The organism is Cupriavidus sp. D384 (assembly GCF_001652915.1).
GTDB lineage: Bacteria > Pseudomonadota > Gammaproteobacteria > Burkholderiales > Burkholderiaceae > Cupriavidus.
The window spans coordinates 155,092-181,620 of record NZ_BBQI01000012.1; the positions used below are offsets into that span (position 1 = coordinate 155,092).

Annotated in this window: 28 protein-coding genes; 10 read left to right on the forward strand and 18 right to left on the reverse strand. The window is 60.4% G+C overall.

The window, feature by feature from the left end:
• The 3 genes from A9J21_RS06320 (at position 1) to A9J21_RS06330 (ending at position 1,895) form a co-directional block, all read left to right on the forward strand.
• A complete protein-coding gene (locus A9J21_RS06320) occupies positions 1–249 on the forward strand; it encodes a hypothetical protein (RefSeq protein WP_066732987.1) in 249 nt (82 codons plus the stop codon).
• A gap of 94 nt (positions 250–343) precedes the next feature.
• The gene (locus A9J21_RS06325) at positions 344–934 is read left to right on the forward strand and encodes a hypothetical protein (RefSeq protein ID WP_066732989.1); all 591 of its coding nucleotides are present in this window, start codon (positions 344–346) and stop codon (positions 932–934) included.
• 64 nt (positions 935–998) lie between these two features.
• The gene (locus A9J21_RS06330; RefSeq protein ID WP_066732991.1) at positions 999–1,895 is read left to right on the forward strand and encodes a DNA/RNA non-specific endonuclease; all 897 of its coding nucleotides are present in this window, start codon (positions 999–1,001) and stop codon (positions 1,893–1,895) included.
• A gap of 98 nt (positions 1,896–1,993) precedes the next feature.
• Here A9J21_RS06330 and A9J21_RS06335 read toward each other — a convergent pair whose 3' ends face one another.
• From A9J21_RS06335 to A9J21_RS06350, 4 genes are all read right to left on the reverse strand, one after another.
• Complete coding sequence (locus tag A9J21_RS06335; RefSeq protein WP_231906829.1) at positions 1,994–2,926, reverse strand: hypothetical protein; 933 nt, start codon at positions 2,924–2,926, stop codon at positions 1,994–1,996.
• On the reverse strand, positions 2,916–3,209 hold the full coding sequence (locus tag A9J21_RS06340; protein ID WP_066732995.1) for an HU family DNA-binding protein: 294 nt from the start codon (positions 3,207–3,209) through the stop codon (positions 2,916–2,918). Before A9J21_RS06340 ends, A9J21_RS06335 begins: the two co-directional genes overlap by 11 nt.
• Positions 3,210–3,364: 155 nt before the next feature.
• The gene (locus A9J21_RS06345) at positions 3,365–3,868 is read right to left on the reverse strand and encodes a hypothetical protein (RefSeq protein WP_066732997.1); all 504 of its coding nucleotides are present in this window, start codon (positions 3,866–3,868) and stop codon (positions 3,365–3,367) included.
• A gap of 148 nt (positions 3,869–4,016) precedes the next feature.
• Positions 4,017–5,147: a helix-turn-helix domain-containing protein gene (locus A9J21_RS06350; protein WP_066732998.1), complete on the reverse strand. Its 1,131-nt coding sequence runs from the start codon at positions 5,145–5,147 to the stop codon at positions 4,017–4,019.
• A gap of 1,043 nt (positions 5,148–6,190) precedes the next feature.
• Between A9J21_RS06350 and A9J21_RS06355 the strand changes: the two genes are divergently transcribed.
• The 3 genes from A9J21_RS06355 to A9J21_RS32480 all read left to right on the forward strand — a co-directional run bounded on the left by A9J21_RS06355 (position 6,191) and on the right by A9J21_RS32480 (position 7,885).
• Positions 6,191–7,213, forward strand: a complete 1,023-nt coding sequence (locus tag A9J21_RS06355; RefSeq protein ID WP_066733000.1) for a PRTRC system protein D — start codon at positions 6,191–6,193, stop codon at positions 7,211–7,213.
• A 23-nt stretch (positions 7,214–7,236) separates the two neighbouring features.
• Entirely contained in the window at positions 7,237–7,689 is a 453-nt protein-coding gene (locus tag A9J21_RS06360; RefSeq protein ID WP_156545708.1) for a hypothetical protein, read from the forward strand.
• Between the two features lie 64 nt (positions 7,690–7,753).
• Positions 7,754–7,885, forward strand: a complete 132-nt coding sequence (locus tag A9J21_RS32480) for a hypothetical protein (RefSeq protein WP_255366004.1) — start codon at positions 7,754–7,756, stop codon at positions 7,883–7,885.
• Positions 7,886–7,958: 73 nt separating this feature from the next.
• Here A9J21_RS32480 and A9J21_RS06365 read toward each other — a convergent pair whose 3' ends face one another.
• The 6 genes from A9J21_RS06365 to A9J21_RS06390 form a co-directional block, all read right to left on the reverse strand.
• On the reverse strand, positions 7,959–8,171 hold the full coding sequence (locus tag A9J21_RS06365) for a hypothetical protein (RefSeq protein WP_066733004.1): 213 nt from the start codon (positions 8,169–8,171) through the stop codon (positions 7,959–7,961).
• Positions 8,172–8,270: 99 nt separating this feature from the next.
• On the reverse strand, positions 8,271–9,341 hold the full coding sequence (locus A9J21_RS06370; protein WP_066733120.1) for a primase-helicase zinc-binding domain-containing protein: 1,071 nt from the start codon (positions 9,339–9,341) through the stop codon (positions 8,271–8,273).
• 257 nt (positions 9,342–9,598) lie between these two features.
• Entirely contained in the window at positions 9,599–10,126 is a 528-nt protein-coding gene (locus tag A9J21_RS06375; protein WP_066733006.1) for a single-stranded DNA-binding protein, read from the reverse strand.
• 15 nt (positions 10,127–10,141) lie between these two features.
• Entirely contained in the window at positions 10,142–10,909 is a 768-nt protein-coding gene (locus A9J21_RS06380) for a hypothetical protein (RefSeq protein WP_066733008.1), read from the reverse strand.
• A 6-nt stretch (positions 10,910–10,915) separates the two neighbouring features.
• A complete protein-coding gene (locus A9J21_RS06385; RefSeq protein ID WP_066733121.1) occupies positions 10,916–11,347 on the reverse strand; it encodes a hypothetical protein in 432 nt (143 codons plus the stop codon).
• A 99-nt stretch (positions 11,348–11,446) separates the two neighbouring features.
• On the reverse strand, positions 11,447–11,755 hold the full coding sequence (locus A9J21_RS06390; protein ID WP_066733010.1) for a hypothetical protein: 309 nt from the start codon (positions 11,753–11,755) through the stop codon (positions 11,447–11,449).
• Positions 11,756–12,439: 684 nt separating this feature from the next.
• Between A9J21_RS06390 and A9J21_RS06395 the strand changes: the two genes are divergently transcribed.
• The 4 genes from A9J21_RS06395 to A9J21_RS30790 all read left to right on the forward strand — a co-directional run bounded on the left by A9J21_RS06395 (position 12,440) and on the right by A9J21_RS30790 (position 16,779).
• Complete coding sequence (locus A9J21_RS06395; RefSeq protein WP_066733012.1) at positions 12,440–13,618, forward strand: hypothetical protein; 1,179 nt, start codon at positions 12,440–12,442, stop codon at positions 13,616–13,618.
• 1 nt (position 13,619) lies between these two features.
• Entirely contained in the window at positions 13,620–14,798 is a 1,179-nt protein-coding gene (locus tag A9J21_RS06400) for a FlhC family transcriptional regulator (RefSeq protein ID WP_066733014.1), read from the forward strand.
• 480 nt (positions 14,799–15,278) lie between these two features.
• On the forward strand, positions 15,279–15,476 hold the full coding sequence (locus A9J21_RS06405) for a YqaE/Pmp3 family membrane protein (RefSeq protein WP_066733016.1): 198 nt from the start codon (positions 15,279–15,281) through the stop codon (positions 15,474–15,476).
• A 484-nt stretch (positions 15,477–15,960) separates the two neighbouring features.
• Positions 15,961–16,779 carry a hypothetical protein gene (locus tag A9J21_RS30790; RefSeq protein ID WP_082926268.1) on the forward strand — a complete coding sequence of 273 codons (819 nt, stop codon included), beginning with the start codon at positions 15,961–15,963 and terminating at the stop codon, positions 16,777–16,779.
• A gap of 59 nt (positions 16,780–16,838) precedes the next feature.
• On the opposite strand, the gene A9J21_RS06415 is transcribed toward A9J21_RS30790, so the two are convergent.
• The 8 genes from A9J21_RS06415 to A9J21_RS06450 all read right to left on the reverse strand — a co-directional run bounded on the left by A9J21_RS06415 (position 16,839) and on the right by A9J21_RS06450 (position 26,528).
• Positions 16,839–18,167, reverse strand: coding sequence for an adhesin (locus A9J21_RS06415; protein ID WP_066733020.1), 1,329 nt, complete (start codon positions 18,165–18,167; stop codon positions 16,839–16,841).
• A 65-nt stretch (positions 18,168–18,232) separates the two neighbouring features.
• Positions 18,233–18,865 carry a type 4 pilus major pilin gene (locus A9J21_RS06420; protein WP_066733022.1) on the reverse strand — a complete coding sequence of 211 codons (633 nt, stop codon included), beginning with the start codon at positions 18,863–18,865 and terminating at the stop codon, positions 18,233–18,235.
• Between the two features lie 16 nt (positions 18,866–18,881).
• Positions 18,882–20,117: a pilus assembly protein TadE gene (locus A9J21_RS06425; protein ID WP_066733025.1), complete on the reverse strand. Its 1,236-nt coding sequence runs from the start codon at positions 20,115–20,117 to the stop codon at positions 18,882–18,884.
• A complete protein-coding gene (locus tag A9J21_RS06430) occupies positions 20,114–21,931 on the reverse strand; it encodes an ATPase, T2SS/T4P/T4SS family (RefSeq protein WP_066733027.1) in 1,818 nt (605 codons plus the stop codon). The genes A9J21_RS06425 and A9J21_RS06430 overlap by 4 nt, the downstream gene beginning before the upstream one ends.
• A 10-nt stretch (positions 21,932–21,941) precedes the next feature.
• Positions 21,942–22,577, reverse strand: a complete 636-nt coding sequence (locus tag A9J21_RS06435) for a hypothetical protein (protein ID WP_066733029.1) — start codon at positions 22,575–22,577, stop codon at positions 21,942–21,944.
• Positions 22,577–23,941 carry an ATPase gene (locus A9J21_RS06440; RefSeq protein WP_066733030.1) on the reverse strand — a complete coding sequence of 455 codons (1,365 nt, stop codon included), beginning with the start codon at positions 23,939–23,941 and terminating at the stop codon, positions 22,577–22,579. The genes A9J21_RS06435 and A9J21_RS06440 overlap by 1 nt, the downstream gene beginning before the upstream one ends.
• On the reverse strand, positions 23,938–24,723 hold the full coding sequence (locus tag A9J21_RS06445; RefSeq protein WP_066733031.1) for a hypothetical protein: 786 nt from the start codon (positions 24,721–24,723) through the stop codon (positions 23,938–23,940). The genes A9J21_RS06440 and A9J21_RS06445 overlap by 4 nt, the downstream gene beginning before the upstream one ends.
• Positions 24,724–24,725: 2 nt before the next feature.
• Positions 24,726–26,528, reverse strand: coding sequence for a protein PilN (locus A9J21_RS06450; protein ID WP_066733032.1), 1,803 nt, complete (start codon positions 26,526–26,528; stop codon positions 24,726–24,728).
• Between the last annotated feature and the right edge of the window lies 1 nt (position 26,529).

Genomic DNA, 26,529 nt, shown 5'->3' on the forward strand with positions numbered 1-26,529 from the left:
ATGACGCAGTACGACGACAACAAAGAGCGCGAATACCCCGAACCCGAAACGATCCTCGCCATCCGAGGCGCCATCGCGACCGGCCAGATGGGGGGTCCCATGGGGCTACCCGGCCACTGGCTCAATGAGTTCTGGCAGATCGGCGCCGCGCTTCGCGACCATGCCGAGATCGTTCAGGCCTACGAATCCGCGGCTCGGCAGGAAGTCCTCCTCACTTCGGCCAGCTACCTCGACATGGCCACCCCCTAGCCAGCCGCTATTCGCACGCGCCATCACCACGGTTCGCTGGACGTAGTATCGGGGCAGGCATAATGCCGGCATTTCCTGACCCTGACTGATTCCCATGCCCAGCGGCCTTCTCCCCTGCGCACATTGCGACGGTTCCCCGCTCTATATTGCGGGACGACTCCAGGCCGTCGTTGTTTGTGAAGAATGCGGCATTTCCACACCGCCGATCCGCATGGATTCGCCGGGAAGCGACACTGCGTTCGCCACCCTTACCGCCATCTGGAACAACCGGGTCGAACATCGCCGCGCCGATCAGGAAGCCATTTCCATGACGGCACGGCGCACGCTGACCAGCTCCGATATTCCGTATTTCCTGAATCTGATCGCCGCCAACACCTCGGATTGGGAGACCGTGGGCCCGAAGTTCGCGGCCATGGCTGCGGCACTGGCGCAACCCGGCTACGTGTTCAAGCACGTGGATCCGCCCGAGACGGTCGTGTCCCAAGCTGAGCGGTATCAAAAGCTACTCAAGCGCGCCAAAGTCATCTACATCGACGGGGCACCCATGGTCCGCTTCGAGCCAGTTCCCGCGCTCTGCGCCGAGATCGCAGAAGAGGCGCTGGCCGACAAGGAATGGCCACTGCTGGACCTGCACGAGTTCATCGGCAAAGCCATCGATGGGGTTCCGGATCAGTGGCAACCCTGAGGGCTTGACTTCGGTGATCGGCTGGCAAGCTGGAAGAGTGTCCAACAACCTCTTCCGCCCTTTCATGATCCGAAAGCTCATCACCGTCCTCGCCGCCCTGGGCATTGCCGCCTCGGCGCTCGCCAAAGAAGCTGCCCCGTGTCCGAACGTCCTCTCTGTGGGCGAGCCCGCCGTCCGTGTCGAGGCCGGGAATACACGGCTGCTCTGCTACCGCGCGTATGCCGTGCTCTACTCTGACAACACACGCACGGCGCTGTGGTCCGCAGAGCGCCTGACGGCCGCCGCCGTAGAGGCTGCACGCAAGCTTCCGCGCGACAGCGAGTTCTATGAGGAAGACCGCCTCCCAGCTTCGGCCCGTGCACGGCTTACCGATTACCTTCGATCTGGATTCGATCGTGGTCACCTATCGCCAAGCGCGGACTTCTCCGACAAGTCCGCACAGGCCGAGAGTTTTAGCCTTGCCAACATCGTGCCGCAAAACAGCGTGTCGAACCGTCGGACGTGGAGCCACATCGAGACCTCGACGCGCAGGCTCGCGCGAGAGCACGGCACCATCCATGTGGTGACCGGTCCGGCGTTCACCAAGGACGCAGCGGCGCTTAATGGCCGGGTACGCGTGCCGACCTATCTGTGGAAGGCGGTCTACGTGCCTGGCGTTGGTGCCGCGGCCTATGTGGTTCGCAACGACGCAACGCCGGCATACAGCGCGATCAGCATCGATGAGCTGGCACACTTCACAGGCGTCGATCCTTTCCCGGCGCTCACTCGCGCGCAGCGGTCGCAGCCCATTGATCTTCCCGCGCCCGCGCCTCATCCCGGCGAAAAGCCGTCCCGCCGCGTGAAGTTCTCTTGGCTGGTGTCGGGCGAATCACTGGTAGAGAAATCTCCGGGGGGTTCGATCCATCGGCTCGTAGGCGACGCCGGTGCCCTGGCTACTTTGCTGCTGGCCTACGCAAGGTAGCCGCAGAGGAAGCGGTCGAAGGAACATGTTCCTCTCAAAAACGGCGAAAGGCACGCCCGCAGACGTGCCTTTCGCGCTTTTGATATCGGTTTTCTGGTCTACCGGTTGGCCCAGAGCCACATACCCAAGCCAAAATAGATCGACAGTGGGATGCTGGCTCCCGCCAGGGCGGCGAGGGCGAACCTGAGGCGTGATGGCCGGCCTCGCGCACGGGCGAGTTCTATGGCGCGCAACCGAACGTTGCTCACCGTGCGTAGGACCGACTGGTCCAACAGGGTCTCGTCGAAGCCCGCCAGCCAGGCCATGTCCGAATTGTGAATCTCGCCCACGAAAATCGAGATCTCGCTGCCGCCGAGTACTCGAGCACGCTCCACGGCGAACTCCAGCATAAAGACGCTGCGCAACGGAATGTTGAGCTCCGGCTCGATCATCGCGAGCCAACGCCAATCCGGGTCGGGAAACACAGGTCCGTTGCGGTCACCACCGCCCGCGCGGCGACGGCAGTTCTCCACCAGGTACGAGTAAGGATCGGGAAATCCGGCAAGCCTGCGACGTTCATCGGGCGATAAGGCATGGAAGGCCGCGGAGCCGCCGATGTCCTGCAGGCGACGAACACCGCCCGTTCCAAAGCGGTCAACCTCAGTTCGGCGCTCACGACGCATGCCGGCGGCCACCATGAACATTCGCATCGGCGTCAGCGCCGCCTTGAATTGCATCCGGAAGGCGTCGCGCAGCGGAATCTCGGTCCAGTCGTCCATCTCCACCTGGATGCCTCGATAAAGCTTACCGAACTTCGTCTCGCCAAAGACTAGCTCGCCCGGGGCATCTTCGATGGCCTGCTCCACCAGAGCCTTGTATTGCCGGTTGGTACCGCCGGTCAGACCATGGAGAACGCCATAAACATGACACGTGACGCCCCGATATCGCACGACCGTTGCGTCGATGCGTTGGGGGAGCTCCGTGGTGCCGGCGAGCAGTTGTGCGACTGGCACATAATGCGGCGAGGCCGCGCCCGTCTGGTCACTGTGCACCGGCGTCACCGTTTACGGCATCCTTGAATCGCTGACCGGCCTTGAACTTCACCGTTTTGGCGGCCTGAACAGTGATTTCTTCGCCGGTGCGCGGATTGCGCGCAGTCCGCTCAGCTCGCTCTCCCTTGCTGAAAGCACCGAAGCCGACCAACGTGAGCGTGTCGCCTTTGGCCACGGCATCCATGATGGCATTGAGGGTGGCGTTCAGGGCGTGCTCTGCCTTGGCCTTGGACAGGCCCTCGACACCAGCAGCGATAGCGTCAATTAGTTCAGATTTGGTCATGCAAGTTTCTCCGTACTGGTCTTGGAAATTCCGATTCAACCATGCCCACATCGGCAAATCACCCGGAATGACGGTACAAAACCGCGAGCTTTCCGGGTCTTTATCATGAGCACGCTCAAGGAAACCGCCCAAAATCACGCGCTGTCAGTTGACGACTATTCGACGATGCTCCGAGTAATCGGAAGGCGAGACTCGTCGTCAAGAGAGGAAAGCAGTTTCGGATCACGGCAGGCATGCAAGATCGCATGTATGTCAGTCTTCGCAAGCCAATCACCGATCTGGCCGCCGGCCCTCATGAAAGCGACATTGTCGGCAACGCCAATGAACCCCAACAGATTAAATAGCTGGCTCGTAGTGTAGTTGTCCTGCCATTCCAGATCGCAGTCCCACATCGATAGCTCTGCTTCAGACTCCAACATCGCGTTCGCAACGTCACTCAGGAACAGCCCCACCTCTTCGACGCCCTGTCGCAAATGAGGTAGCTGCAAGTACGGATCCTCATTCAAGTATCCGGACACTTCAACCATCACTGTACCGTCCGTCAAGTCGGACGCCGAGAACTCCACCACGATACAGCCCCAGGCGGTACGTAGGCCGTGCCGAGGGAGTAGGGCACGATCAAGCTCCTCCTGAGCGCTCGCGTCGTCAGGATCTTCCATTAAGGCAGCGCGTGCTACCGTGCTCAGCGATTCAGAAGTTTGATCAAAGGCCAACGCTCTATAGCTACCACGGAAATGCCTTCCTTCACAATCGCTCCCAATTCCGCCTGTGTGTATTCCTTGTTTTCGTGCACGTGAACTCCTTCACTCAGGTGGCAACTCGTCGGTAAAGACTCTGGCGCGTTATTCCCAGCTCTGCAGCTGCCTTGCTCTTGTTCCCTCCATGCCGACGGAGAGCCGCCATAACATCTTCCTTTGAGACTTGTGGCCTATCGACCGCAGCCATGGCTGCGAACGTTGAAAGATAAGCACCACTTTTGGACGGCTTGCTATGGCCGGCGGCAAGCACGATCGCCTGAATAGCCTGTCGATGGGCCTCCAGATCAGGCGCCTCGCCGCCCTTAATGGGCGCAGGGACGCCGGCCAACTCCTCATACATCTGGTGCGCCCACCCATGACGCAAGCCATGACTAGTAACGCCCAACCCCTTCTTGTACACGCCGTGCTTGCGGAGCACTGAGTTGTAACGGCTCCTCCATCGCTTGATGTTGTAAGACGATGGCGTTGTCGAGCCGCTCAGCGGATCAACTAGCCTGGCGGCCTGCTCAAGCACCAGAAGTTGAAGCCGAATGGGCACCTCTCGTTTCCGCCCCCCTTTCGTACCGTCGACCACCCTTAGCGTGTCCAGATTCTTCAGCGCCGTAGCAATCTTGAGCGACCAGCTTTCCTCAACGCGTAGTCCGAATGCGGACTGCAGTTTCAGCTGGATAGCGACTCGTGGGTCGTCCTTCTCGATGTCGGCGATCACCGCCATAGCGTCTACGCCGTTCGCTTCCCACGACTTATCCTTCCTCGTCACATAGGAACGGACGAGTCCATGCGCCTCCCTGTCCGTGTAGTCTCCCAGGGGACGAATCAGGTCGTGCTTTCCAAGCCACTGGCAGAGCGCCTTGAGGTGACTGAGCTTGTTCTCGATCGTCCCCCCTGTCTGCCCTTCTTCCACCCATCGATTTACCAGTGCCTGGACGTGCTTGTGCCGCAGCGAGTACGGGCTCTCAAGCATGAAGCCTCGCTCACGTAACTCCACAAACGAGCGGCACACTGTGTACATTCGCCTTTCCTGCGTCTTCAGCGACGCGCTTTTCAGACTCACTCTCGTCTGACTGAGGATCTTCCTCAGGTTGTCGGTTAATACCACCTCTAACTCCGACCTCATTCGAGTAGGCAGTTCGTATTTTGCTAACAATCCACGTACGTTGAATACCGCCATCTGGCGCATCGTTCCCTCCCATTTCCCACGTCCGGCGTTCTACATCCCCACAGTGTTCCCCGTAACACTGCGTGTCGTATCTACGCCCCACTTTGCCCTTTATCCACCAGTGGTGGCCCTGCTCTTCCAGGTCCTTTAGCGATTCCATGGCTGGTCAGCCCTCACGTGGAAGAAACGTGCATGACTGTCCCGACCGAACCTATTGCGCTTCGCGCAATACGCTCGACGGGCTACCCGGTTGCTGAGGGGAACCGCTCCCCAGCATGAACGCCGCTTGGTGCAAGCACCACGCCACGCCGCCCGCGTAACTCTTGTTGCGCTGTTCTGTTCTACGGCCGCGCACGCCGTTCGTATGGTGTTGGAGCGTCCGGTTGATCAAATCAACCTACGTCCTGCCCTTCAGGTAGCGACATCTGAACCGCCGTGTATCGGGCTCAACGTTCGCTCACCCCGCTTCTCGCCGCTGGGCTAGTGGAATAGTTCGAGGTACCAATGTGTCCGGGTGTCCGGCTTGCACATGTCCTCATTTCAGCTCATTCCCCAAAACCGACCGCAAAGCCAATTGGTATCGCGGTGTACGGGGTACTCAGTGTGGTCCAGTATGTACTTGAGCCGATTGAAAAAAATGCCGCGACATTGTGCGGCTCAGACAGATGCGCCCCGATCCCATGTGTAAGACGGATTCGGGGGGGATTTGCCGCATAGATGGCGGCGAGGTCGATGCGTCGGGGACGCGGTAGGTGCACCAAGAATAAACCAGGATGCGAATCTTGGGCAACGGTTCGCACGCCAAATCGACCAGCTTTCGGAACTTGACTTCGCATTTTCGCCGGTAGAGTTGGTGAAAGCGATGTGCCACGAAGTCGGTCCACGCCTGAGCATGTCCCGCCAAGTCCCTTCAAGTGCCACCCCTTGGTCCGAGTTCATGGGACTTGATGGCACCAAGTGCCACTTAGCGGTGACCAAGTGCCATCAACGGGGACTCGCAAAGACTTGCTCCGACCGCGACACATCGACGAGAACGGACCAATCCATCTGAAAGGTAGCTGACAATGAAGCAACAAATCGACCACATCAAGCACCCGACCATCGCAATCGACGTCGGATATGGCAACACCAAGACCGCATGGGCGATGGGCTCCGAGATCGCGACGAACATGTTCCCGTCGCTTGCACCGCTCGCGGTGAACAGCTCTCTGAACGCATTTGGGGGCGGCGTCTTCAAGGGCCGCAATGTTCTGAGCGTCGAAGTGGATGGTGCGCGCTACGAGGTCGGGCCGGACGTCTCGATCAGCGGTGCGCATCATACGGGCCGCTCGCTATCCGAGGATTTCGCATCCACGCCGGGCTACGCCGCCCTACTTGCCGGCGCACTTCACTATGCCGGCGCAAGGGAGGTCGACCGGCTCGTGCTGGGCCTTCCGGTCCATAACACACAGAAGTACGCCTCACACCTGAAGGACCGCTTCGCCGGCACGCACGATTTCGGGTGGGGCGACATCCATGTCGGCAGCGTGCTGCCGTTGCCGCAACCGCTCGGGACGCTCATTCATTACATTCAGCAAAGCGGCAAGCAGTACGATCCCGACAATGCCTACCTGGTCATCGATGTCGGCTATTTCACGACCGACTGGGTGGTGGCCCGGGGCTACACCGTCGACGATACGCGCAGCGGCGGCGTTCCTGGCGGCGCTGCCCGTGTCTATCAGCAAGTCGCGAGCCTGATCTCCGCTGACCGCGGCCAGCCCGATGCCGGCATCGAGCGCATCGACAAGGCGATTCGCGAGGCCAAGCCACTTGTGTATTTTGGGGAGAATCTCGACCTGGCTCCGTACCTGTCTGAAGCGATGGCGCTCACCCAGCAGCCAGTCAAGGAAGTGCAGACCCGCGTGGGCCGTACCGACGACTTGCGCGCCATCATCCTGACTGGCGGCGGTGCCCAACTCTATGCACCGGCGATCCGGGCAGCGTTTCCCCTTAACCCGATCCACATGATGGACTCGCCGTGCTTTGCGAATGTGCGGGGCTTCTACACCATCGGCGCGGCAGCGCGCCAAGCACAGCGCGCCGCGTAAGGGCTTCCATGGAAAAGCTCCAGATGACTGTGACCCTGGTCGAGTTTGACCTGATCACGTACCTGCAGCAGTTTCCGTCCGCTCGCGAGCGGTCCTTCGTTTTGCGCATGCTGGCAAGACAAGGAATGCAGGCAATGGGCGTGGCGGTAGCTAACGGCACACCCCGGCTGCCCATACCTGGATTCGGGGTCGCGGGCTCGTCTGCCGTGCTCGAGGGCCAGCTTGCCATCGATGCTCGTTCGTCACCGGGTGACACAGCACCGTTGCAAGTCGCATCGGTGCCGGCATCGGTACCGGCCGCAACACCAGAGCCCGTCATCGTGCCTGTGATCCCGCCAGCCGTCACGGCGACAACGTTGGCAACGGCGAAGCAGGCGGACACTGATGCGCAGACTCGGGCAGATGCCGACACGCCTGCGGACCCGCTGGCCGGGATCGACGTTGCCGCACTCACTCAAGCTCTCGCCCGATACTAGCGCGCGACTTGACGCGCAACATTGCTGTGGCAATCTATAACAAACCGTTCAGGAGAAAACAGTCATGCGCTTCTTTGAGTTTCTTTCCACCAACCACGATATCAACCGCTTCGTTTTCGCAACCGTGATCTGCTACTGTGTGCTTGAGGCCTGCGTCGCCGTCTACCGCGGTATCAAGGCGCGCCGAACGGCGTAATCAATCGCCGCCACACAAACAAAAAAAGCCCAGCGTGATCGCTGGGCTTTGTGTTTAAACAGGTCGGCACGCTTCAGTGAAGCGTGCAAGGAGCAAGACAGAAATCCACGGCGGAATCGAAGGACAGGTTGCTCTCCAGCAGCGTGAAGGTGTCCCTGCCGACCTTTCGGTAGACGTGAAAAAACTGAGCATCGGACTTCCATGCCTGGACGTCCTGATTGGCCGTACTACGCATGGCGTGGATGTGAAGCTTGTTGACGATGACAGTAAAGCCTTTCTGTGGCATTGCGTTCTCCAGAGGGGATCTGCCACCATGGATTTCGCCCCCTGTGGGCGAACCCACAGGGCAGAGATTTGAATGAACCGCCGTTACCGGCGGCTGAAATTAGGCGGCGATCGCCTGTTCAGACAATTGCCGCAGTTGATATGCAGTCCGCCACTCGTCACAGAAGTCTGTTCCGCGAACCCTCGGGCGATGCAGTACGACCTTAAAGCCTTCGCTGCGAAGGCGCTTTTGCAACCCAAGCGCATCGGCCATTCCCGGTGACTTTCCAGTCTTCACGTCGATCTCGTCGAAGTCAGCGAAGATGTGAACGGTGTGAACCCCAAGGCCATCTGGGACCACAAACTGACTCAGCAACACACGGTTCAGGCTGTACCAGGTCGGGATGCCAAAAAGCATGTATGCGGCGTACGCCGTTTCAAGCCCTTCCGCAATGCCGAGCTCGCCGTCGCGTGGCGGCATGAGCCGCACTGCTCCGCCGCGAGGCGAAAGCGCAGAAACGTCATTGCGCTTGTTGGGAAGAATCTCGCCATCGGCTGTTACCACAGTCGCCTTTGCGGGCTTGTGTCGGTCCAGCGTCGTGCGATGGACCGTCGCCATACGGCCGTCTGGCAGCGTGAACTGCGCAACGATCGTCGGATACTTTCCGATCAACTGCTTTTCGTGCCAGTACTCCTGCACGGCCAGCCGCAAGGATTGTGGCTTTGGAGCACGCAGCCCTGGGACTCGGGCAGCCAGATACTGCATGGCGTGGTCGCCCGGCGTGAGGCTAGCGGCACCGGTCCACTGCCTCTCGATCCGGCGCATTTTTGCCGCCGAGTCGAGCGGCTTACGGTCCGAAACGGGCCTGTTAGGCAAATCCAATGGCACCGGATTATTGATGCCGTTGAGCCTGCGCTTCAGCTCGAAATACGACATGTTGGTATAGCGGCGGACCAACTCGAGGCCGTCGCCACCGCCCGGGCTACCGTTATTGCATTTCCGACACACCCAGTCGCCGCGATCACGGTTACGGGTGTAGGTAAAGCGATCCTTGCCTCCGCATATGGGGCAAGGACAAGGCCGACCGCTCCAGAATGCATCGGTCAGCACGCCGGCAGGCAGGTACTCTGCAACGAAGGCATCCCATTGACGGGATTCCCAACTCGCAACAATCACGCTCAGATCCTTCAATTTCATGGGATGGACTCCAGGGGAGTAGGTTTGTCGATGCCTGAGACAGGCGGAGGAACGCTTGCTCAAAAGACATCCCGGCTCTGCCAGAAGGTCGTTTCAGCATGACGTTTGATCGTGGGAAGGTTGTGTCGCGCCGCGCGGGGCGGGGGGAAGATGTGGCGCTACTGTTGCCGGCGTACCGGCAACAGTAGGGAGTGAACATGATGGATCAGCGGACGCCGCGAGGCGCCCTGCTACTTCAGCGCTTCAGCGAATCAGCGACGGAATGGGATACCGTCTAGCATCGGATTGCTCGCGAAGGGTATGTCGTCTTCGTCCAAGAATCCTGGCTGTGCACCACCGCCGCCGTACCCGCTGGACCTCGATGCTTCATGCGAGGTATCACCACGCGTGCGTGACCGGGATGATGCAGCTTCCTCAGGGCCGCTCTCGGCCGACGATTGGCCACCACGTCCGCCAAGCATCTGCATCTGATCGGCAACGATCTCGGTGCTGTACTTGTCCTGGCCGGACTGGTCCTGCCACTTGCGTGTACGGATGCGACCCTCGATGTAGACCGACGATCCTTTCTTCAGATACTGACCCGCGATCTCGGCGAGCTTGCCGAAGAACGAGATGCGATGCCACTCCGTCGCTTCCTTGAACTCGCCGGACTGCTTGTCCTTGTAACGGTCCGTGGTTGCGATGCGAATGTTCGTCACGGCATCCCCGCTCGGCAGATATCGTGTTTCGGGATCGCTCCCGAGATTGCCAACGAGGATGACCTTGTTTACCGACGCCATGTTGATGCTTCCTTGTCAATGAATACGATTGATCGCCCACACCCACCGATCCCACAGCTTCTGCTCGCCCGTCTTTTTGTCGAGGATGGGATTGCCGGTCTGGTGATCGAAGGCGGGAACTTTCTCTTTACGGAGCCGCTTGATGCCTACCCGCTCGCCCACCTTGCAGCTGGCATCTGCCAGGACGTCTTTGAGGCCTTCGCCCTGTAGAGTCTTGATGCCAGCCTCGGTCTGCAACTTCACGGCGAAGGATCGGTAGGTCGGCTTGCCGCCGGGCTTGCGATTCGGGAACTCCATCTCGCCCCATTCCACGAGCGTTCCGACGGTGTAGGCAGCGCCAGACGGCTCTTCTGTCTTAACGGACACCGGGTCACGTGGAGCCGCGGACGGCAATCCAGCCACCCGGCGCTTGTCACCAGGCTCCTGTGTCGTTGCTGAGGACGTGCCAGGACGCTTAGAGCTGCGAACGACGGCTTCGGCGACGGACTGGGGGGTGTCCTTCGGCCCGCGATATGTCTGCACCTTATTCCAACGCGGTACCACTTCGGGGAGAAGCTTGTTGCCAAAGGCCGTGTGTTGGATGGTCCGATCGAACGCTGCGACAAAATGGACGACGTGGTCGCCCTCGTCTCGAAAAAGGTGCGGAATACCGTCAATGTGGATTTGGTATTCGTTGGGTGCGCCTGCACCTACGCTGACCGGTGCATCGTTCGTCGCAGCGCTCGGCGTAACCGACATGAACAGCGATGAAGCTGCGTGTCTGAGCAATTGAATGAAGGTCATATGATCCTATAGGAGTGAGCCGCAGCACTGCCTGCGCACCTCATCGAGGTCAGCTTTTAGGCGGGCATTGTTGAGAACGACGTCCTGCAGCACCTCGGGGCTCACGCCACAGAGTGCACAGACGTACGTATAGGGAAGCGCGCCACCCCAGTAACCGAAGATCCAGCCGAGCGTCATGGAGTACTCCTCCAAGTCGAGCGACGATTTGTTTCGGATGCGGTCACGGAGCAGATCAGCACAGTCGATCAACGACTCTGGCATGTTGTCGCCGCGGCGGCTATCGCAAGCCAGGCTAATGAGTGCATCGACCATCTTCTCCCGGACCGAATCGCTCCATAGCGAGGGGTCCGGCAGGGGGTCGACTTTCGGAGGGGGCACAACGATTGCAGCGGCTTCACCGAAGAAGTCGAGCTGCCATCCAGCGGCCAAAGCGTCCATCATGGTCTCCGAACGGGCGTCCGAAGACCCACCTGCCGGCGGGTATCGGATACCCGCGACAGGTGGAAGAGGCCGCCCCAAACAGCGGGCGGCTAGTGATTAGGAACGATCATGCGTTCCGGTACGACGGATTGGCGTCACCACGGCCGAGCGTGCGTACTGCTTCTCGGGCGGCGTCGTCGGCTCCACAGCTGCCGGCTTGGAGTCGGCAGCATTCTCAGGCGTCGCAACTTTCGGCGCTGCCGGTACGACCTTTTTCCCCTGCGTGGCCTTCTCCTTCAGGTAGAAGAACACAACAGCGGAAAAGAACATCGCAACGATGAACGACTGCGAAGCTACAAACAGGGCCAGGGACCATGCGAGAAGCTGAAGCGGACGCTTAATGAGATTTTTGGCAAAGGATTCCATGGTTTCTATCGAGAAACGTTTAAAGGGATTTCCTGGCTGAAGCCAGGCGATTTTTCGATGCTCGGACGAGCAAGGAATCCATGGACGCGCGCACGACCACAACGCGCTTAAGACATGCAACGCATGTCGTAAAGGCGCTATCGGTGTACAGCAAAAATAGGGAAATGGGCGGTGCGCTGATGCTTGCGCTATGTCGAGGCCAGTTGGCCACCGCGATATCGATGCGTCGAGGGACGCTGAAGGTAGGGTTGACTCTACACGCGATTTCGTTGCCTGACAAGGTTGGGCCCGTTCGTGGGCATCGCCTGCGAATCAGTGGTCTGTAGACCGAGCTTTCGTCGTTTTTGAAGGGACATGTTCCTTCGCCGCGCTCTTACGCCAGGGTCCATAGGGGCGAAACCTGTATAGACAGGGCGTCCCTACTGAAGGGGCACTAGCCTTTAATTGCTTAAACCCGAGTCGATAAAAGAGGCACTGAAGCACCGCTGATTTGGGCTTGGGCGTTGAAAGCTATGTGGTTTTGCCGAGCTTTCGACCCTCACAAGCGCTCGACAACGGCATAAGCTTCTGTCCGGTCGCTGCATCTGTTTTTCGTCTCACTTGACATCGCTTTTCGAGTGGTAGGTTGAAGGAGGTGCGGCACATACGGGTCCGCATCACTCTCCTTTTCATGACGGAACAAAGATGGAAAACAAAGGGAACGAAGATAAAGACGGCCAGCCGCGATTTGATATCGTCAATCCGAGCGCCTCGCATTCCTTGCGCGAGCTCGCCATGGGCCAATTGGGACAATACGTCGACAGCGCCGCTATCGGGCGCATCGTCCAGGCCGCGCAAGAGATTGAAATCTCTCGGCGTCGGATCCTTAGCGAACACGCCTCGATCGGCTCGCGCATGTTCCAGATCTATCACGCGATCCTCACCTCGGTTCAGAAACGCTTTGGTGAGGGAGAGCGTTCGCAGAGCGAGGCGGATGCCTTGCTGTATGCCTTCGCTGCGAAAGCGCTAAGGATTTCGCGAGGCTCGGCCATCAAGTACCTCCAAGCCTTCCATCACTTCTCCGACAACGCCGACGCCATCACTTTCTTGAATCTCGGCGAACTGACCATTCTGAAACGCGCAGACATCACTGATGAAGAAATCCAGCGCTTCATCGATGCTCGCAAATCAAACGAGACCTATTCGCGCAAAGACATCATTCCCTACATCGAGTGGTCGCGGAAGACTCACCAGGAACTGAACAGCGTCATGGCCACGCTGCAAGCAGCGGAAGACCAACTGAACGAGAGCCTCGAGCGCCAAAGGGACCTCGAAGCCCAGATGCGTGTGATGCGTGAGCAGGCGAACACCTCGGAAGCGCAAAAGCTGGCGCAGAAGGAGCAACTTGATCGTTCCACGGCCGCTCTCAGCTCTCAAGCGAATGCCGTGGAGTCTCTGCAGGTCCTGGTGTCGCGCCTGACAGCGGAGAAGACCGCGCTGCAGAAGACCTTGACCGAGTCGAAGATTCGCGAAGTCGTCCGCGAGGTGCAGGTCGAAGTCGTGCCGCCGGAATACAAGAGCGTTGCGGACGCTGTCATCGAGGCCAATAAGCAACTGGACGAGGCAAAGGCGCAGTTGCGCGAAGCACAGCAGCACCTCGGTGACTTGAACGTACAGATTCAGGCCAAGGAAACCCAGGTGGCGGACTCCCGCAGCACGGCGCTACGCATCGATGGGCTCTGCGCGGATCTCGATGAAGCCCTCAGCAAGTTCCGTGCAACGATCCAATCGATCAAGAAGAAGGAGCACGGTCCCGCCTTGATTTCACTGCGTCGTCGGATCGAATCCTTCCATAACGAACTCAACGGCCTGACCGGAGCCTGACATGCAAGCGAACTCTCCCCGCCCCATCTTCGAACGCTTCATTGTCCCGAGCTGGGTCCAGGACCGCGCCCTGTCGGCCAATCTGCGCATTAGCAACTATGTGGTGAATGCCATGGCGGTACGTCCAGACCTCGAACGGGTTTTCCGGGTGAGCCACAGTGACCTCTTTGCCCTGCGCAGCGACCAGACTCATGCTAATAAGGTCTTCTGCACACCTTTCCTTGCGTTCGCGCCGGCACTTTCCTCGGTGGCGGATTGGCGCTCGTTCATCGAAGGCGGGATGCCGACAATGACGATGCAACGATTGAAAGACTCGCTGCCGAACGATCTGTCCATCGTCGAGCGCCTTGCCCTCGAGAGCACCAATCGGTCCTATGTCACCGCGCTCTATGACTTGCTCAACATGTCGGTACTCGCGGCGCCGCTGGTGGGCATTTCCAACGAGCTCGCGGCGTATCTGCGCTCAATCCCGCAACACAAGATGGACGTCGCCATCTCCGAGCGCATGGTGCCGCTGTTCCACTGGCGATTTGCCGACGAGGTCTTTTGGCTCGAGACTCACGCCGGGAGGCTGACACGGGAGCTGATCGCTCATTTCTTGATGCAGGCGTCTCCGCTGCACACGGACAGGCTCCCACACTCGGAGCCTTGGGGGAACTTCCGCCTGGAGAACTTCGTACGCGAGGCGCTCCTCGAGGCGTTCCTGTATTTCGGTTGCCGTGCCAAGAGCGTGTCGTCTCTGTTTAACATCAGCATCGATGTTGTCCGCGAGGCGTACCGCAGGATCCACGACAAAGCGTCGCCTTCCGGGCAGCCGCCATCATCATTGACATGGTTCATCGAGACAGCGCCCCGCCGCGTCCAATCGACCTTCCAGATATGGCTCTTTCGCTCTGCCATTGCCAGCGAAGTTTCGACCCCGGAGAGCTTTGTCGCAACCATGGACATCAACAAAGCGTTCTTTGCAGACGATTGCAAGGTGCCTCCCGAGCGCTCTATGCACTTGGCGCGTTCCATGGCAATGAATGAGGAGTTGGCGGTTTGGCCGTGCCGGAAATGCGGGACACCATATCTGGCGTCCAACTCGTCGGCGAAGATTGAACTCTCCCACTCCTTTACGTGCCCTTGCTGCAACGGGACGCTGACGGCCACGCGCGGCGGCAACCGGCGCCGTAAGTAACGAGACACGGAGGCTCGTCGTGCCACACTGGAGTGAATATTGAACCCCTATCTTGCTATAGTTATTGACCATGTTATCCCATCGTACGTGGCCTTCCGGTGGGCCTACAGGGATGACCGAGAGCTAGCCGATTGGACCATCGGATGCTTCCTCTTCTCTTACTTCGGGCTTATCGCATACGTGCTCACACGTCGCCGTCCGCCCACGGTCGAGCAATACGCCAAGGCCAATCCCGCGAACGCATCTGGGGGTAGGTCTTGCAATCGTTGCGGTTCGAGAAGCATTCGAGTGTGGCGTAAGCAAGCGTTTATCAAGGGGCGGCAATACCACAGCTGCAATCACTGCGGTACCACACTCTACCGCTCACGGTGACGGCACCCCCCTCCAATCGGGGGTTTAGGACGGCAACGAAGCGACCGATACCACTTCGGTCCGCCTTCTTGTATCCTTGCGGACTTTGTCGACTTTGTCACATTTACCATGCGCCTGCTTCTCGCCATCCTCCTGCCCTGGTTCCAGTTCTTCACGATTGGACGTCCGTTTGCGGGGATTATCTGCCTGGTCCTCCAGCTCACGATCATCGGATGGATTCCGGCTGCGATCTGGTCGACCTACGCGCTGAGCCAGTACAAGACCGACAAGAAAATTCAGGCAGCGCTGAACTCTCGTGGACGCTAGCAAATGCGTAGAACTCTAAGGCGGAGGATTGCTGGTACGTGCGCCTGCATTGGCGCATTCTTGCTGGCCATTGCCGTTATCGATGTTGTCGTAGCGCACTCGGTAGCAGGACTCTTCCCCATCGTAGTGGTTGGCCTATTCCTCATCGCCTTCTGGCCTCGCTGGCAAAGGCTTAAGCGGTACGACCGCGAGACCTTCAACTGGTATCAGGCACAACACCCTGGACTCGTCCAACGAGGCCGGATTCGCTGCCACAAATGCGAGTCGGATCAGATTGGCACTCAGTCGCTGCGCCAGCACACCTATACGCGCGCCCATTTCTGCCGCACATGCGGAACGACCCTGTACTACTCGCCAGAGATTTAGGTTCGCGGATGTGAGCGCGTGTTTTACCCGACTTGACATGCGGATCTAGTCGGTAGGATGAAGGTACGGTTCGAGCGAATCGCAAAGCGTCCTAAACATCAGAGGAAGAAAGAAGAAAATGCAAAAGACCAAGTTCGCACTCTCCATCGTTTCTGCTGCTGCACTGCTGACCCTAGCCGCCTGCGGTGGTGGTGGCGGTGACAGCGCTCCTGCTACGCAGCAACCGGCAACGCCGACGCCGCCGGCGCCGACCATCACCGTCAACGGTTCCGCAACGGCGGTTTCGGCTGACCCTCTGGCTTTCGTCTTCGTGCCGGTCGATGCCACTTCCAACGGTCTGTCGGCACGCGCCGGTGCAACCGCAACTGCTCCGGCGTCGCTGCAGGCGACCACTGCCGAAGGTGCTTACAAGACCATCGCCGGCAATGCTGCCAGCGCTATCAGTCTGACCTCGGGCACCATCGCCGATGTAACGGGCAGTGGGCAGTTCTCGATCGGCCGGTGGACGAACGGCGCCACGAGCGTCGGCTCCATCAATGCAAACCAAGGCGCGCACTACGTCGTTGGGCGCCCCATTGCGCTTAATCGTGTCGCAGGGCCAACCGCAACCTTGACGTGCAGCCTCCAAAGTGCCACTCTGCCGACGGCAGTATCTGGGAACTTCCCGGCTGGGAAGCTGAACAGTGCTACAGCGGTTATCAATCTGAATGGTCCCCTCGTCGATACGCTGAGCCTCGACATCTCTATCGGCTCGGACCGCGTGGTTAAGACGTTCTCCGGTGCCGGTGTTACTGGTGTGAATCTGTCTGCAAGTGGCACTCTTCTGGCAGAAACTCTCGGCTCGGATCAAGCAAAGCCGTATCTCGCCATCGGATACACAGTTGCTAGCCAGTCGAGTGGTGATGTGTCGGGTGCGATTGTGTTCGCTTGCCAGTAAGTCCAGCAGCTTTCTCGAGGCAAAGAAAGAGCCGGCACTGCCGGCTCTTTTCATCGCAGTCAGCCTCCGTTTCCACCACCTCCACTTTGGATAGAGTAGAGAGGAATCATGGCCGTGCCAGGCGGGCATGCATACCCGTCGGACTGCTTGTAGCCCATGTTTCCATACATGTCGCTGTATGGCACCGAGCCCGCGCGATAGTCTGTCGAGAGGGCTCCCGACCCTTGATATACGCCGGGGGCGCCAGCTAAGGTAAAGCAAGCCATCGGAAATCTGTCCATACCCCCTTGTCCTCCGTATGTCCAGGTAATCGAATGGACACCCGAAGCGGACCCGCTAGCCGCCCGCCAGACACCAGATTGACAGGAGAGTGATTTCCCCGCAGCGTCGCTACGAATGGCCCCTTGCGGATCACCGCATCCCCATCCCTCCGCAACCTTTTGGCCAGGGTCGGCCGATGGCACGATCGCACCTGCGGCCGTTACATAGCCCGACGCAGCGACACTTCCGTAAGAAGTAATGGTATTTCCAGCGATCGTGTTTGCGGTCATCGCTCCAGCAACGTACGCACTACCGTTGGATTGCATGTAGTTGCCATACACCCCGTTCCCGGTCACGTTACCAGCAGCGGAGACGCTACCGGATGCCGACATGTTTCCGGCTGCCGCGACTGAACCATTCGACTGGAAATTCCCCACGCGATTCATCGCCTGGTTGTTTGCGTCCATTGGGCCGGTCAGGTTGAGCGAGCCGTCACGCTTGTAGAACTGGTTCATCGACTGCGCCAGCAATGAACTCGAACCGGTCCGCATGGCCAGCACACCGGAGGGCTGTGCGGCAACCGGATTCACGGTCGACCAGCTCGCAGACATCCCGGTGATCGCCGCGGGCGTTTCCGCGTACGACACGCCGGCATCCTGCCCGGCCTTCGCCACGGCAAGACCCAGCAGGTCGGTCCGAACACGGCCAACAGCGTCCCGATACCCCGTCGTCGAGTACACCAGGCCGGGGATTGAACATGCTGTGATGTCCGCCCCGCAGTTTGTCGGCGTCAGATCCACCCGAAACGACAAGCCCAATGGGCTGATGTCGGTGTATCCGATCGGCAGAAGACCGAAGTTAATGAGATCCTGCACCGTCGGATGCAGCGGATTTGGCACCCCGATGGTCTTGCCGCCCACCGTGAGGTTCGTTGGGCCGGTTGGGCTTTTCGCGAGGTCTGTGAACGCCTCGAACGTGTATGTATTCACGGCCGAAGCTATATTCGCCATGTAGTTGCCCGTGCCGACCGATTGCACCTCCTCGATCTCGGCGTACGTCCACGGCACCGATGCCATGAGAGCAACGCTGCTCAGCGCAAGCCCCATGGCGTAGTTCGACATCAACATATTCCACTCTCCTATGCCAAAGCCCGGCCAACGGCCGGGCTGTCTATACGCACGTCAGGTTGCGCTCAGGACATGTAAAGGTCGATCGTGTTGCTGTCGCTGGAGCACTTCACCTGCGTCATGTTCACACTACCGCCCACGTCCTTGACGGTGGTGCCATTGACAACGATCTTGCCCGCACTGCTCTGGAAGGCCGATGCGATCTGGGTGCAGGCGGCGTCCGGCTGATTCGGGATGGTGTACTGCACGGAGTCGTTTGCTGTCAGCAGCTTGCCCGGCACGATGGTCAGCGTGCCGCCGCCCGGCTGCACCGTCACCGTTCCGCTGTCCACGGTCATGGTGGTCAGATCCTTGAACGTGCCGTTGTCGACGACCGCAGCCACCGTGACCGTGCCGTAACGGCCGCGATAGTTAGTCTTGACCTTGCCCATCACCTTGTTCAGTTCGGTCGTGAACTGCTGGGCCTGCGAATCTGTCGAGTTGCCCGAGAAGAGCACCAGAATTGCAACGAGCGAGAAGGCCACCAGCAGCAGGTAGAAGCCATATTCGTCGAGGATGCCGCCGTGCTGGCCACGAAGGCGTGGATTGCTACGGATACGCTTCCATTGCTCGGCACGGCTCAGCTGATTGAGCGGTACCCGGTATTCGCCCGCCGTCGTTTCGCGAGCCGCCGTATTGGTTTGCAGGTTGGTTTCCATTGTTCAGCCTTGTTCGTCAGTTGGATGGGAGGGTGGAAGGATTGATGCCCTTCTGATGCGTCTTCATGCCGTGCACCTGCATGCTTTGCTTCAGCTCACGCGCCATGAACGCGGGCATGAACGCCAGGGCCGTGATCAGGAGGATCAGCAGGATGGAGGATCGTCGGTTGAACTTTGACGCCCGTTGCTCGAGCTCGCGCGGCGCAGTCTTCAGCAGCGTCACCGATACCGTATTCAGCATCTTGGACAGGTCGTCCTCATACTCCGCGATATCCTGAATGCGGTACGTGGTGTCGCGGTCGAAGAGGCCGGTATCGAACATCTTGCCGCCGGCGTTGGGCGACTCTTCAAGCGTCGCTTCGATACGCCGGATGTGCTGCGCAAGGTAGGGGTAGGCGTTGGCGCGCATCATCTCCAGCGCGTTGGTCAGGTTGTTCATGTCGCCGCCGAACCGCTGCGTCACGGCAGACATGGCGCCCAGGAACTGCGCACCCTGAAACCGGCGAAAGAAGTCGAAGATGATGACGTGCTTGTCCAACCACGCGCGATACGGGCCGGTGTAGTTGCGAAGCGCTCGCAGTACCCACCAGATGAGCCCCACCTCGCCAATGAGCACAAGCCAGCCCCACTCGCGCAGGAATCTCGTGCCCAGATGGAATGCCCGGGCAATCGGCCCGTAGCCATCGACCGGCAGGAGGTTCGCAAAGCTGCGATCCAGCATCGGGGCCACGATGAAAGCCATGACGCCGAGGTACACGTGCAGGATGATGAGCGTGATGCCCATGCTCGCGAGCAGCAACAGAATGTTGGACTTCGCCGCGCTCATGGCCCGGAGGTTGTCCGCCAGCCGGAACAGCCCGTCCTTTACATCGCCGCCCTGCTCCGCCACTGCAAGGATGGCCAGATCTTCGTCAGGCACCGTGCCCCGGAAGATCTCCGCCAGCCGTGATTCCTGCGTCTGCCCATCTAGACCTTCATAGCGGGCCAGCCATAGGGACGCCAGCAGGCCCAGCGGCTCACCGGCGCGGCGGGCCGCGTCCTTGGCAAAATGGTTCGAGATGGGCTCGCCCGGCATCTTCTCGATGCGCATGGCCAAGTCATAGTAGTAATCCGCACGTTTGGGCGAGAACTCCAGCTTTGCGAACCACAGTTTGTCGGGGAACCGCCCCGTCGCACCGCCAATACTCTCGGCGGCCGCCGCGTACTTTTTGCGCTTCATCGCGGCAAACGCATCTTTCAATCGTTGCATCATGCTCGGGCTCCCGTCAGCCGCTTCAACTTGGCTTCATATGCATCCAGAGACAAAATGCGCTCGGCCTGGCGCGGATCGACCGTGCCAGCGAACACGTGATACATCGCCACTTCGAACACCGACTTGCCGGTACTATCGGGGATATCGAAGCCCGTCGTTCGCTTCTCTCGCTGGTGCGCTTGCAGTTCGATGGCACGAGCGTCGCGGATGTACATCAGGTCCAGCTCATCCGGCTCGAACATCTCGGCGGCCATGACACGGCCGCGAATGCCGTTCAGATCCGGCAAATTCGCGCGCCGGCATTTGTCGCATCCGGCTTCGCGCCGCACTCGGATACCGTCCACGTCATACTGGAATAGACGCTCGATCTGATGCAGCTTCGCCGCGCCTAGAATGTCCTTGGCTTCCTCGCCGTGATGGCCGCATTCGCACGTCTTGGCGAGCAGCGCTTGATACACGTAGAGGTTCACGAAGCCTGGGGTGGCCAGCACACTGCGCGGAATCTGCAGTTCGCTGTCGGCAAGACGGTCGGTAGCTGCTGTCGCCGACGGCGCGTGCAGCGTCGTCATCGCGCGAAGGCCGGCGCCGGCAACGTCGCGGAACAGCCCGGCCGACTCGAAATCCCGCACTTCGCCAATCATCACGAAATGGGGATTCATCCGCTTGAGCTGGCGCTTGGCGACGATGAACGGATCCTCTTCCCGGTTCGAGCCGTCCAGCTGCCGTGCCACGGAAAAATGGTGCGTGCCGTGAGCCATCAGTTCGACCGGATCTTCGATCGACATCTTGTTCATCCAGGACGGCAAGCGCTGCATGACGGCGTGCGCCGTGGTCGTCTTACCCGAGCCCACCGTACCAACGAGGACGACGCCACCGCCCATCTGCATCGTGCAGCGATCGATGACATCCGCCTGCTGCTGGAAGAAGTGCAGGTCCTTGACGAAATCGACCTGAGTGGTCGTTGCGTTCTCGGGATTCATCCGCATGACGGTCACGTGGCCATCCGCGCTCTGCATCGACGCCCACCGGAACACCATTGGCACACCGTCGACAACCGTGCGGATACTCGTTTGCTGCGGTTGCACCCGGCTGAACACGCCATGGGAGCCGCCCTTCCCTTTCTGGAAGACGTGGGACAGCATGTCCAGCAGATCGGTGGTGCGGATCCGGAACTCGGGGGGCAGGACCAGATGGCCATCGATGGCGAAACGGATCTGCGACAGCTCGCTGTTGTCCTTCACCTCGAAGTGGAGGTCGGATGCCTGCTCGCGCTTTGCGAACTGCGCTGCCGCCAGGAACGTCTGCCACAGGCCGCTCGCATTGCGTAGGCCCGTGGTCTGGATGCCATCCTGCCGTGCACTGCCTTCGACACCGCGTGACAACGCCGTCATCACCTGGGGCGTGGCCGTGTAGAACAGTGGGTCGGCCGCGTCCCAGCGCAGCTTCGCTTGGCGCAGGATCTCATCCGTATAGTCCGAGTACCGCATGTCGGCCAACAGGATGAACGCGAACTTACCGCGCTGGCCATCTGCCGGCGCCTCGATCAGGACCGGACAAATCTGGTGCCGCAGCGATTGCGCCAACGAGAGGTCGTCGTACAGCACCCGCGAGAACGGTGGCAGGTCATCGGTCGTTCGTACCTCCGTACAACCGACCTCGCTCATCTCAGGCGTTGAAAGGGAGGGTTCGGCGTGAATGGGCACCGCCGCTACAGGCGCCGCGCCCGGGCGAGCCGAACCGCCGCCGGATATGACCATGATGCCGCCTGAGGCCTCGGGCACCAGCCCTTTTCTGGAGCGTTCAAAGAGTCGCACGATGGACTCCTTAGCCCTGCGCCACTGCGGCAGGCGCGGCCGGCAATGCTGGTACTGCCGGCACCGGCGGCATCACCGGGGCCACGCCGTTGCTACCAGCACCTGGAAACGGCGCCGGCATCACCGGGTGCTGCGACGGCATCGCGGCGGGGGTGCCGGGAGCGTGCGCGGGCATCGGGTTGCCGGCATTCATCATCGGCGCTCGCTGTACGGGCGGCTCCTCGACCAGAACCGCATCATCGTCGGCACGCGCGGCGTTCAGGGTCTGTTTTCCCCTGGAGAGCTTCGTGCCCGACTCGGAGATCGACACCACCTTGTAGCCGCGCACGCTGCCGCCGACCTTTGCCGCATAGACCTGCTCGCCCCACTTCACATAGCTGCGCAGCGTGACCGGTAGCCCGACCTTGCTGCCGTCCACGCCAAAGATTGCCACGGTCCTCGGGGTGCCGCGGGCTTCACGCTGCTCGGCGGTAGGCGCCGGCGTGGTGACTACTGGCGCCGGATTCGTCTTGGCCAGCTCCTGGTCAGCTTTCTGCACGGCGATCTGCGCGTCCTTCTCCAGAAGCACCCGCGTCACAGTCTTGTCGCCTTCCGCATGGGCCAGCGAGGCGGCAACTGCAAGAAATGTCATGGCGATGCGTTTCATTAGCTTTTTCCTCCATCGCGGGCGTACGCATCGCCCTTCACATTGAGTTCAAACTTCGATTTCTGGATGTCGGAGTCCGCGTCCAGGTTGATCGTCAGGGCGATCTCGTTGACCGAGACGTTCGGCGGGAAGGTGCCGATCTCCGCCGCATTGCGCAGCGGCCCCTCCATTTCCCACTTGGCGCTCTTGTAGACATACGGGACCGAGGCAATACCCTCGCCGGGGATCGTGCCGAACAGTCCGATGTCCTGCAGCACCGCCTTGGATGCCGCAGGACGCAACAATTGAAGGGTCGAGCCGAAGTCCATGCGCAGCGCCATCGACGTGGGCAGCGTATCGAGCAGCTTGGCGAGGGGTGCGTCCGGGCCGAATGGCACCATCGCCTGCACCGTGACTTCCTTGTCTTCCTTGGAGAAGACGGGCGCGCTGAAGGCGTCCGGCAGCGCAGCCAGGAACGTCGCGTTCGTGACACCTCGTGGCGCGCCCTTCGCGCCGCCGAGTCCGTAGGTCAGCGAGCAAGATGCTTGCGGCGCCACGACAACTCCGCAATTGATCTTCGTGAGCTTCCACCCGCCGACAAACAACGGATCGACGTCGACGAACCACTTTGCGAAGCGAGGCACGGCCACTGCCGCGACCGCCGATGGCGCGCGGCCGCGAGCGAGGATGTCTTCGGCATAGCGCTGCGCCGGGCTCTTTTGCGGAGGCGGCGGATGCTTGCGTGCCTCATAGGCCCGGTACTGCGCCATGCCATACTTGTAACCAACGGCGCCGACAACGATCAGCGCGGCGAGCGCAAGCAAGCGCTTCTTCGTGGCGGCGGAACTCGGTTTGCGCAAGGCAGCGTGCTGGTCGGCTGCGTCGGCCAGCTGCTCAAGCGTCAATTCCGAGAACGTGAGCGCCGGCACGTTGCCGAGCAATTGAGCCAGTTCGGGAAGGTTTCCAGCCAACCGGAAGGTACCCCCTGCGACCCGCGCGAACTCGACGGCAAGCTCCGACAGGGCTTGCTCGTCCTGAATGACGCGGTCGAACCCGACACGTGGCCTGCCCTTGAGGATGCCGCAGACCAGGTAGCCGACCTGCTTCCCGGCGTGTTCGAGCCTGAACGCGAAGAACACGTTCGGCATCAGCCCCGGAATGCGGGCCACGGCGACAGCCGCCGAATAGAGCTTGTCCTTGACCTTTGTCTGTGCGTCTTCCGGTGCGAGATAGCCCATGTGCAAGGCCGCCCCGTCATGCCAGATGCGCGCGGCCTTCACTTCCTTGGCTACCTTGGCGGCCAAATCAGGCGCGGGCGCGTTCCCGGTGAGGGTGCGCCATTGCATCCCGAACGCGATCGCCTTGCCGCGGATCTCGAGGATCATCGGGCAACTCCTGCCACGCTGTCGGCACCGGATTTCGACAGGCGCGCGCGCAAGAAGGAGCGGAACTCAGCCCTCTCGGCCGCCGGCACGCGCTCATTCCCCTCGAGCCGATAGAGGTCGGGCCGCTCAGTGGTGGGCAGATTCAGCCGCCGGCGCAGGGAGTGCTCCAGGTCGGCCCGAAACTGGTTGCAGAAGCCAATCGCATTCGGCATGAACATGCCATAGATCACGGCGGCCCAAGCGATCGTCAACACAAGGCCTTTAGCCATCCCATAGGCGAATGAATCAGGGGACGTCTGAGCGAGCACCCACACCTTACGTGCCACGGCCAGCGCTGTGGTCGTGTCGAGAAGCAGCCCCCCGATCACGACCCAGAATGCCAGGAATGGAATGGCCCGCGTCATCGAACGCACGAAATTGAAGCCCATCTCGCAAAGGTTGGCGATCTGGTGCAGATAGTTTGCGACCGAGAAGGCCGCGTGATGGCGCAACGAGGCGTATTCGACGTCCGAGATCACCCCCAGATCCATGCCGTGTACCTGAACTGTCCACGTGCGGTCAGTCTTGGCCAGCATCCGTTGCTCAAGCGACAGGCCAAAGATTGACAAGATCCCCTGGCCAATGAGTGTCAACACGGCCGATACCACAGCCACAGGGACCATATCCTCCCGATGTTGTATGAGGACTAACGAAAGGCCCGGCAGGCACGTCAGGATCGCCACAAGCGGGTAACGGCGATACAACGCCAGCGCGTCAGAGAGAAGCGTACGGATAGCCAGCATGATTACTTGCCCTCCCCGTGGTCCTGCACCATGACTGTGGCCAGCAGCAACGTGAACGTGCGGGTCTTCGATACGGTTTGCGAACCGCCGAGAATCATCGGCAACGACTCGCCCAGCGTTCGGCGCGTGTTGGCGGTATCGTCCTGGTCAAGCGCAGCCATCAGGACGGTCTGGCCGTTCCGGACGATGATGTCTTGCTTGGGAATGCCCTTGCCGATGATGTTGATCTGCTGCACCGACTGCTGGTTGTCGCCTGAGCCGGAAGTGAACTTCACCAACGGGCCATCCTGTTGCGACTGATCCAGAGCGATCGTCAGGTTCACGTCATCGCGCGAGGTCGCATCGGCGTAGGCGGCAAGCTTGAAGCCCACCGTGGCGGTGGACGTAGTGATGCCTGGCACGCCACCAGTCCCGCCCACCGTCGAGGCGGCAGGTGTCGTGTTGGAGACGTACGAGAAAGTCCGGCGGTTGTTGTATTGGAAGCCGTGGCGATTGCGCATCGACACCGGAATGGTCAGACCCGATGTGACCGTGCCGTATTGCTTCAGCGCATTCACGATTGCCTGTGTGCCATTGAACCCGCCCGATGTGATGTTCAGGCCCACACTGCCTGCCGCCGACGACACCAACGTCGCCGGTGACAACGCGTTGACGGTAAAGCCCGGGATATTCTGCAAGGCCTTAGTGAGCACAACATTCCAGTCGACACCTGCCTCTCCCGAGTCCGAAACTGTCAGGTCGATCATCTGGAACTTGAGCGTCACCATCCGCGAGTAGATGGCGATCTGCTTTCGGATGATCTCGTCGGCCGCATCCACCGCTTCCTTGGTATCTCGCAACGTCAGCACACCCGTCGCAGGATTCAGTTCGGCACTGCCAACCATCGTCATCGCCGGCAGGATGCTTTTCTGCACGCCGTCAAGGTCGTTCTGCTCCTTGATCTCCGCTTTAGCAGCGGCGTCAATCTGCGTCGACTGACCAGTACCGCCACTGCCGCCAGCCGACGAGTTGCCCTGTGCGGATTGCTTGAACTCTGTCGTGAACGAGTTCGTGCCGCCCGCCATCGGGAGTTGCCAGGTCTTCGTGACGAGCCGGTAGAACCGTACTACGCCCTTGTCGGCGTTGAACTCCCAGTTGATACCCAGCCGCGTGGCAATCAGGTCGAGCATGTTCGCCAGCGGCATCTTTTCGCTGTTCTTGAACTCGACATTCAGTGGGGTCTCAAGCAGCGCCGTGGCCTGCGTCATGCCAACGCCGCCGGCCGTCGTGAGAGCAGATGGCAGCGGCGAGTTGAGCGCCGGTGCCGGGCCCAGGCCCTGCGACAGCGGATTCACCGCCCCGCCCTGCCCTTGCTGCGCCGTGCGCAGCTGCTGCTGGGCTTGCGCGGCGAACGTCCGGGGGAGCAGCAGATTCGGCGGCAGGTAGACGTCGGATTCGATCTTGACCGGGATGCCGGTCGCCATCTGTACGCGCTGCGCCGCAACCGCCAGCGACATCGAGCGTTCGGGGAACACAACCAAGGTATCCACGTCCTTGCGAAGCGCAATAGGCAACGTCACATTGCGGGCCACCGGCACACGCTTGCCGGCCAGGAACGGTCGATTGACCTCCTGCTCCGCTTCCACGGCGGCACGGTCCCGGCGGATACGGGCGTACAGGTCTTCTGTAGACTGCGTGATCTGCATCGTGGTGTGGTCGGTGGTCTGACGGACGTCCTTGATCAGAGACGGTGAAACGCAGGCGGACAGCGTCGAGCACACCAGGGCAGCGCTCGTTACCGGGCGAATAATGCGATTCAGCTTCATG

Coding starts and splice junctions, on each gene's coding strand:
- A9J21_RS06380 (WP_066733008.1), bottom strand. CDS start 10,909: ATGACCTTCATTCAATTGCTCAGACACGCAGCTTCATCGCTGTTCATG.
- A9J21_RS06375 (WP_066733006.1), bottom strand. CDS start 10,126: ATGGCGTCGGTAAACAAGGTCATCCTCGTTGGCAATCTCGGGAGCGAT.
- A9J21_RS06450 (WP_066733032.1), bottom strand. CDS start 26,528: ATGAAGCTGAATCGCATTATTCGCCCGGTAACGAGCGCTGCCCTGGTG.
- A9J21_RS06440 (WP_066733030.1), bottom strand. CDS start 23,941: ATGATCCTCGAGATCCGCGGCAAGGCGATCGCGTTCGGGATGCAATGG.
- A9J21_RS06390 (WP_066733010.1), bottom strand. CDS start 11,755: ATGGAATCCTTTGCCAAAAATCTCATTAAGCGTCCGCTTCAGCTTCTC.
- A9J21_RS06425 (WP_066733025.1), bottom strand. CDS start 20,117: ATGATGCAACGATTGAAAGATGCGTTTGCCGCGATGAAGCGCAAAAAG.
- A9J21_RS06340 (WP_066732995.1), bottom strand. CDS start 3,209: ATGACCAAATCTGAACTAATTGACGCTATCGCTGCTGGTGTCGAGGGC.
- A9J21_RS06355 (WP_066733000.1), top strand. CDS start 6,191: ATGAAGCAACAAATCGACCACATCAAGCACCCGACCATCGCAATCGAC.
- A9J21_RS06445 (WP_066733031.1), bottom strand. CDS start 24,723: ATGCTGGCTATCCGTACGCTTCTCTCTGACGCGCTGGCGTTGTATCGC.
- A9J21_RS30790 (WP_082926268.1), top strand. CDS start 15,961: ATGCAAAAGACCAAGTTCGCACTCTCCATCGTTTCTGCTGCTGCACTG.
- A9J21_RS06330 (WP_066732991.1), top strand. CDS start 999: ATGATCCGAAAGCTCATCACCGTCCTCGCCGCCCTGGGCATTGCCGCC.
- A9J21_RS06395 (WP_066733012.1), top strand. CDS start 12,440: ATGGAAAACAAAGGGAACGAAGATAAAGACGGCCAGCCGCGATTTGAT.
- A9J21_RS06320 (WP_066732987.1), top strand. CDS start 1: ATGACGCAGTACGACGACAACAAAGAGCGCGAATACCCCGAACCCGAA.
- A9J21_RS32480 (WP_255366004.1), top strand. CDS start 7,754: ATGCGCTTCTTTGAGTTTCTTTCCACCAACCACGATATCAACCGCTTC.
- A9J21_RS06405 (WP_066733016.1), top strand. CDS start 15,279: ATGCGCCTGCTTCTCGCCATCCTCCTGCCCTGGTTCCAGTTCTTCACG.
- A9J21_RS06350 (WP_066732998.1), bottom strand. CDS start 5,147: ATGCGCCAGATGGCGGTATTCAACGTACGTGGATTGTTAGCAAAATAC.
- A9J21_RS06325 (WP_066732989.1), top strand. CDS start 344: ATGCCCAGCGGCCTTCTCCCCTGCGCACATTGCGACGGTTCCCCGCTC.
- A9J21_RS06415 (WP_066733020.1), bottom strand. CDS start 18,167: ATGTTGATGTCGAACTACGCCATGGGGCTTGCGCTGAGCAGCGTTGCT.
- A9J21_RS06385 (WP_066733121.1), bottom strand. CDS start 11,347: ATGGACGCTTTGGCCGCTGGATGGCAGCTCGACTTCTTCGGTGAAGCC.
- A9J21_RS06435 (WP_066733029.1), bottom strand. CDS start 22,577: ATGAAACGCATCGCCATGACATTTCTTGCAGTTGCCGCCTCGCTGGCC.
- A9J21_RS06365 (WP_066733004.1), bottom strand. CDS start 8,171: ATGCCACAGAAAGGCTTTACTGTCATCGTCAACAAGCTTCACATCCAC.
- A9J21_RS06345 (WP_066732997.1), bottom strand. CDS start 3,868: ATGGAAGATCCTGACGACGCGAGCGCTCAGGAGGAGCTTGATCGTGCC.
- A9J21_RS06400 (WP_066733014.1), top strand. CDS start 13,620: ATGCAAGCGAACTCTCCCCGCCCCATCTTCGAACGCTTCATTGTCCCG.
- A9J21_RS06420 (WP_066733022.1), bottom strand. CDS start 18,865: ATGGAAACCAACCTGCAAACCAATACGGCGGCTCGCGAAACGACGGCG.
- A9J21_RS06360 (WP_156545708.1), top strand. CDS start 7,237: ATGACTGTGACCCTGGTCGAGTTTGACCTGATCACGTACCTGCAGCAG.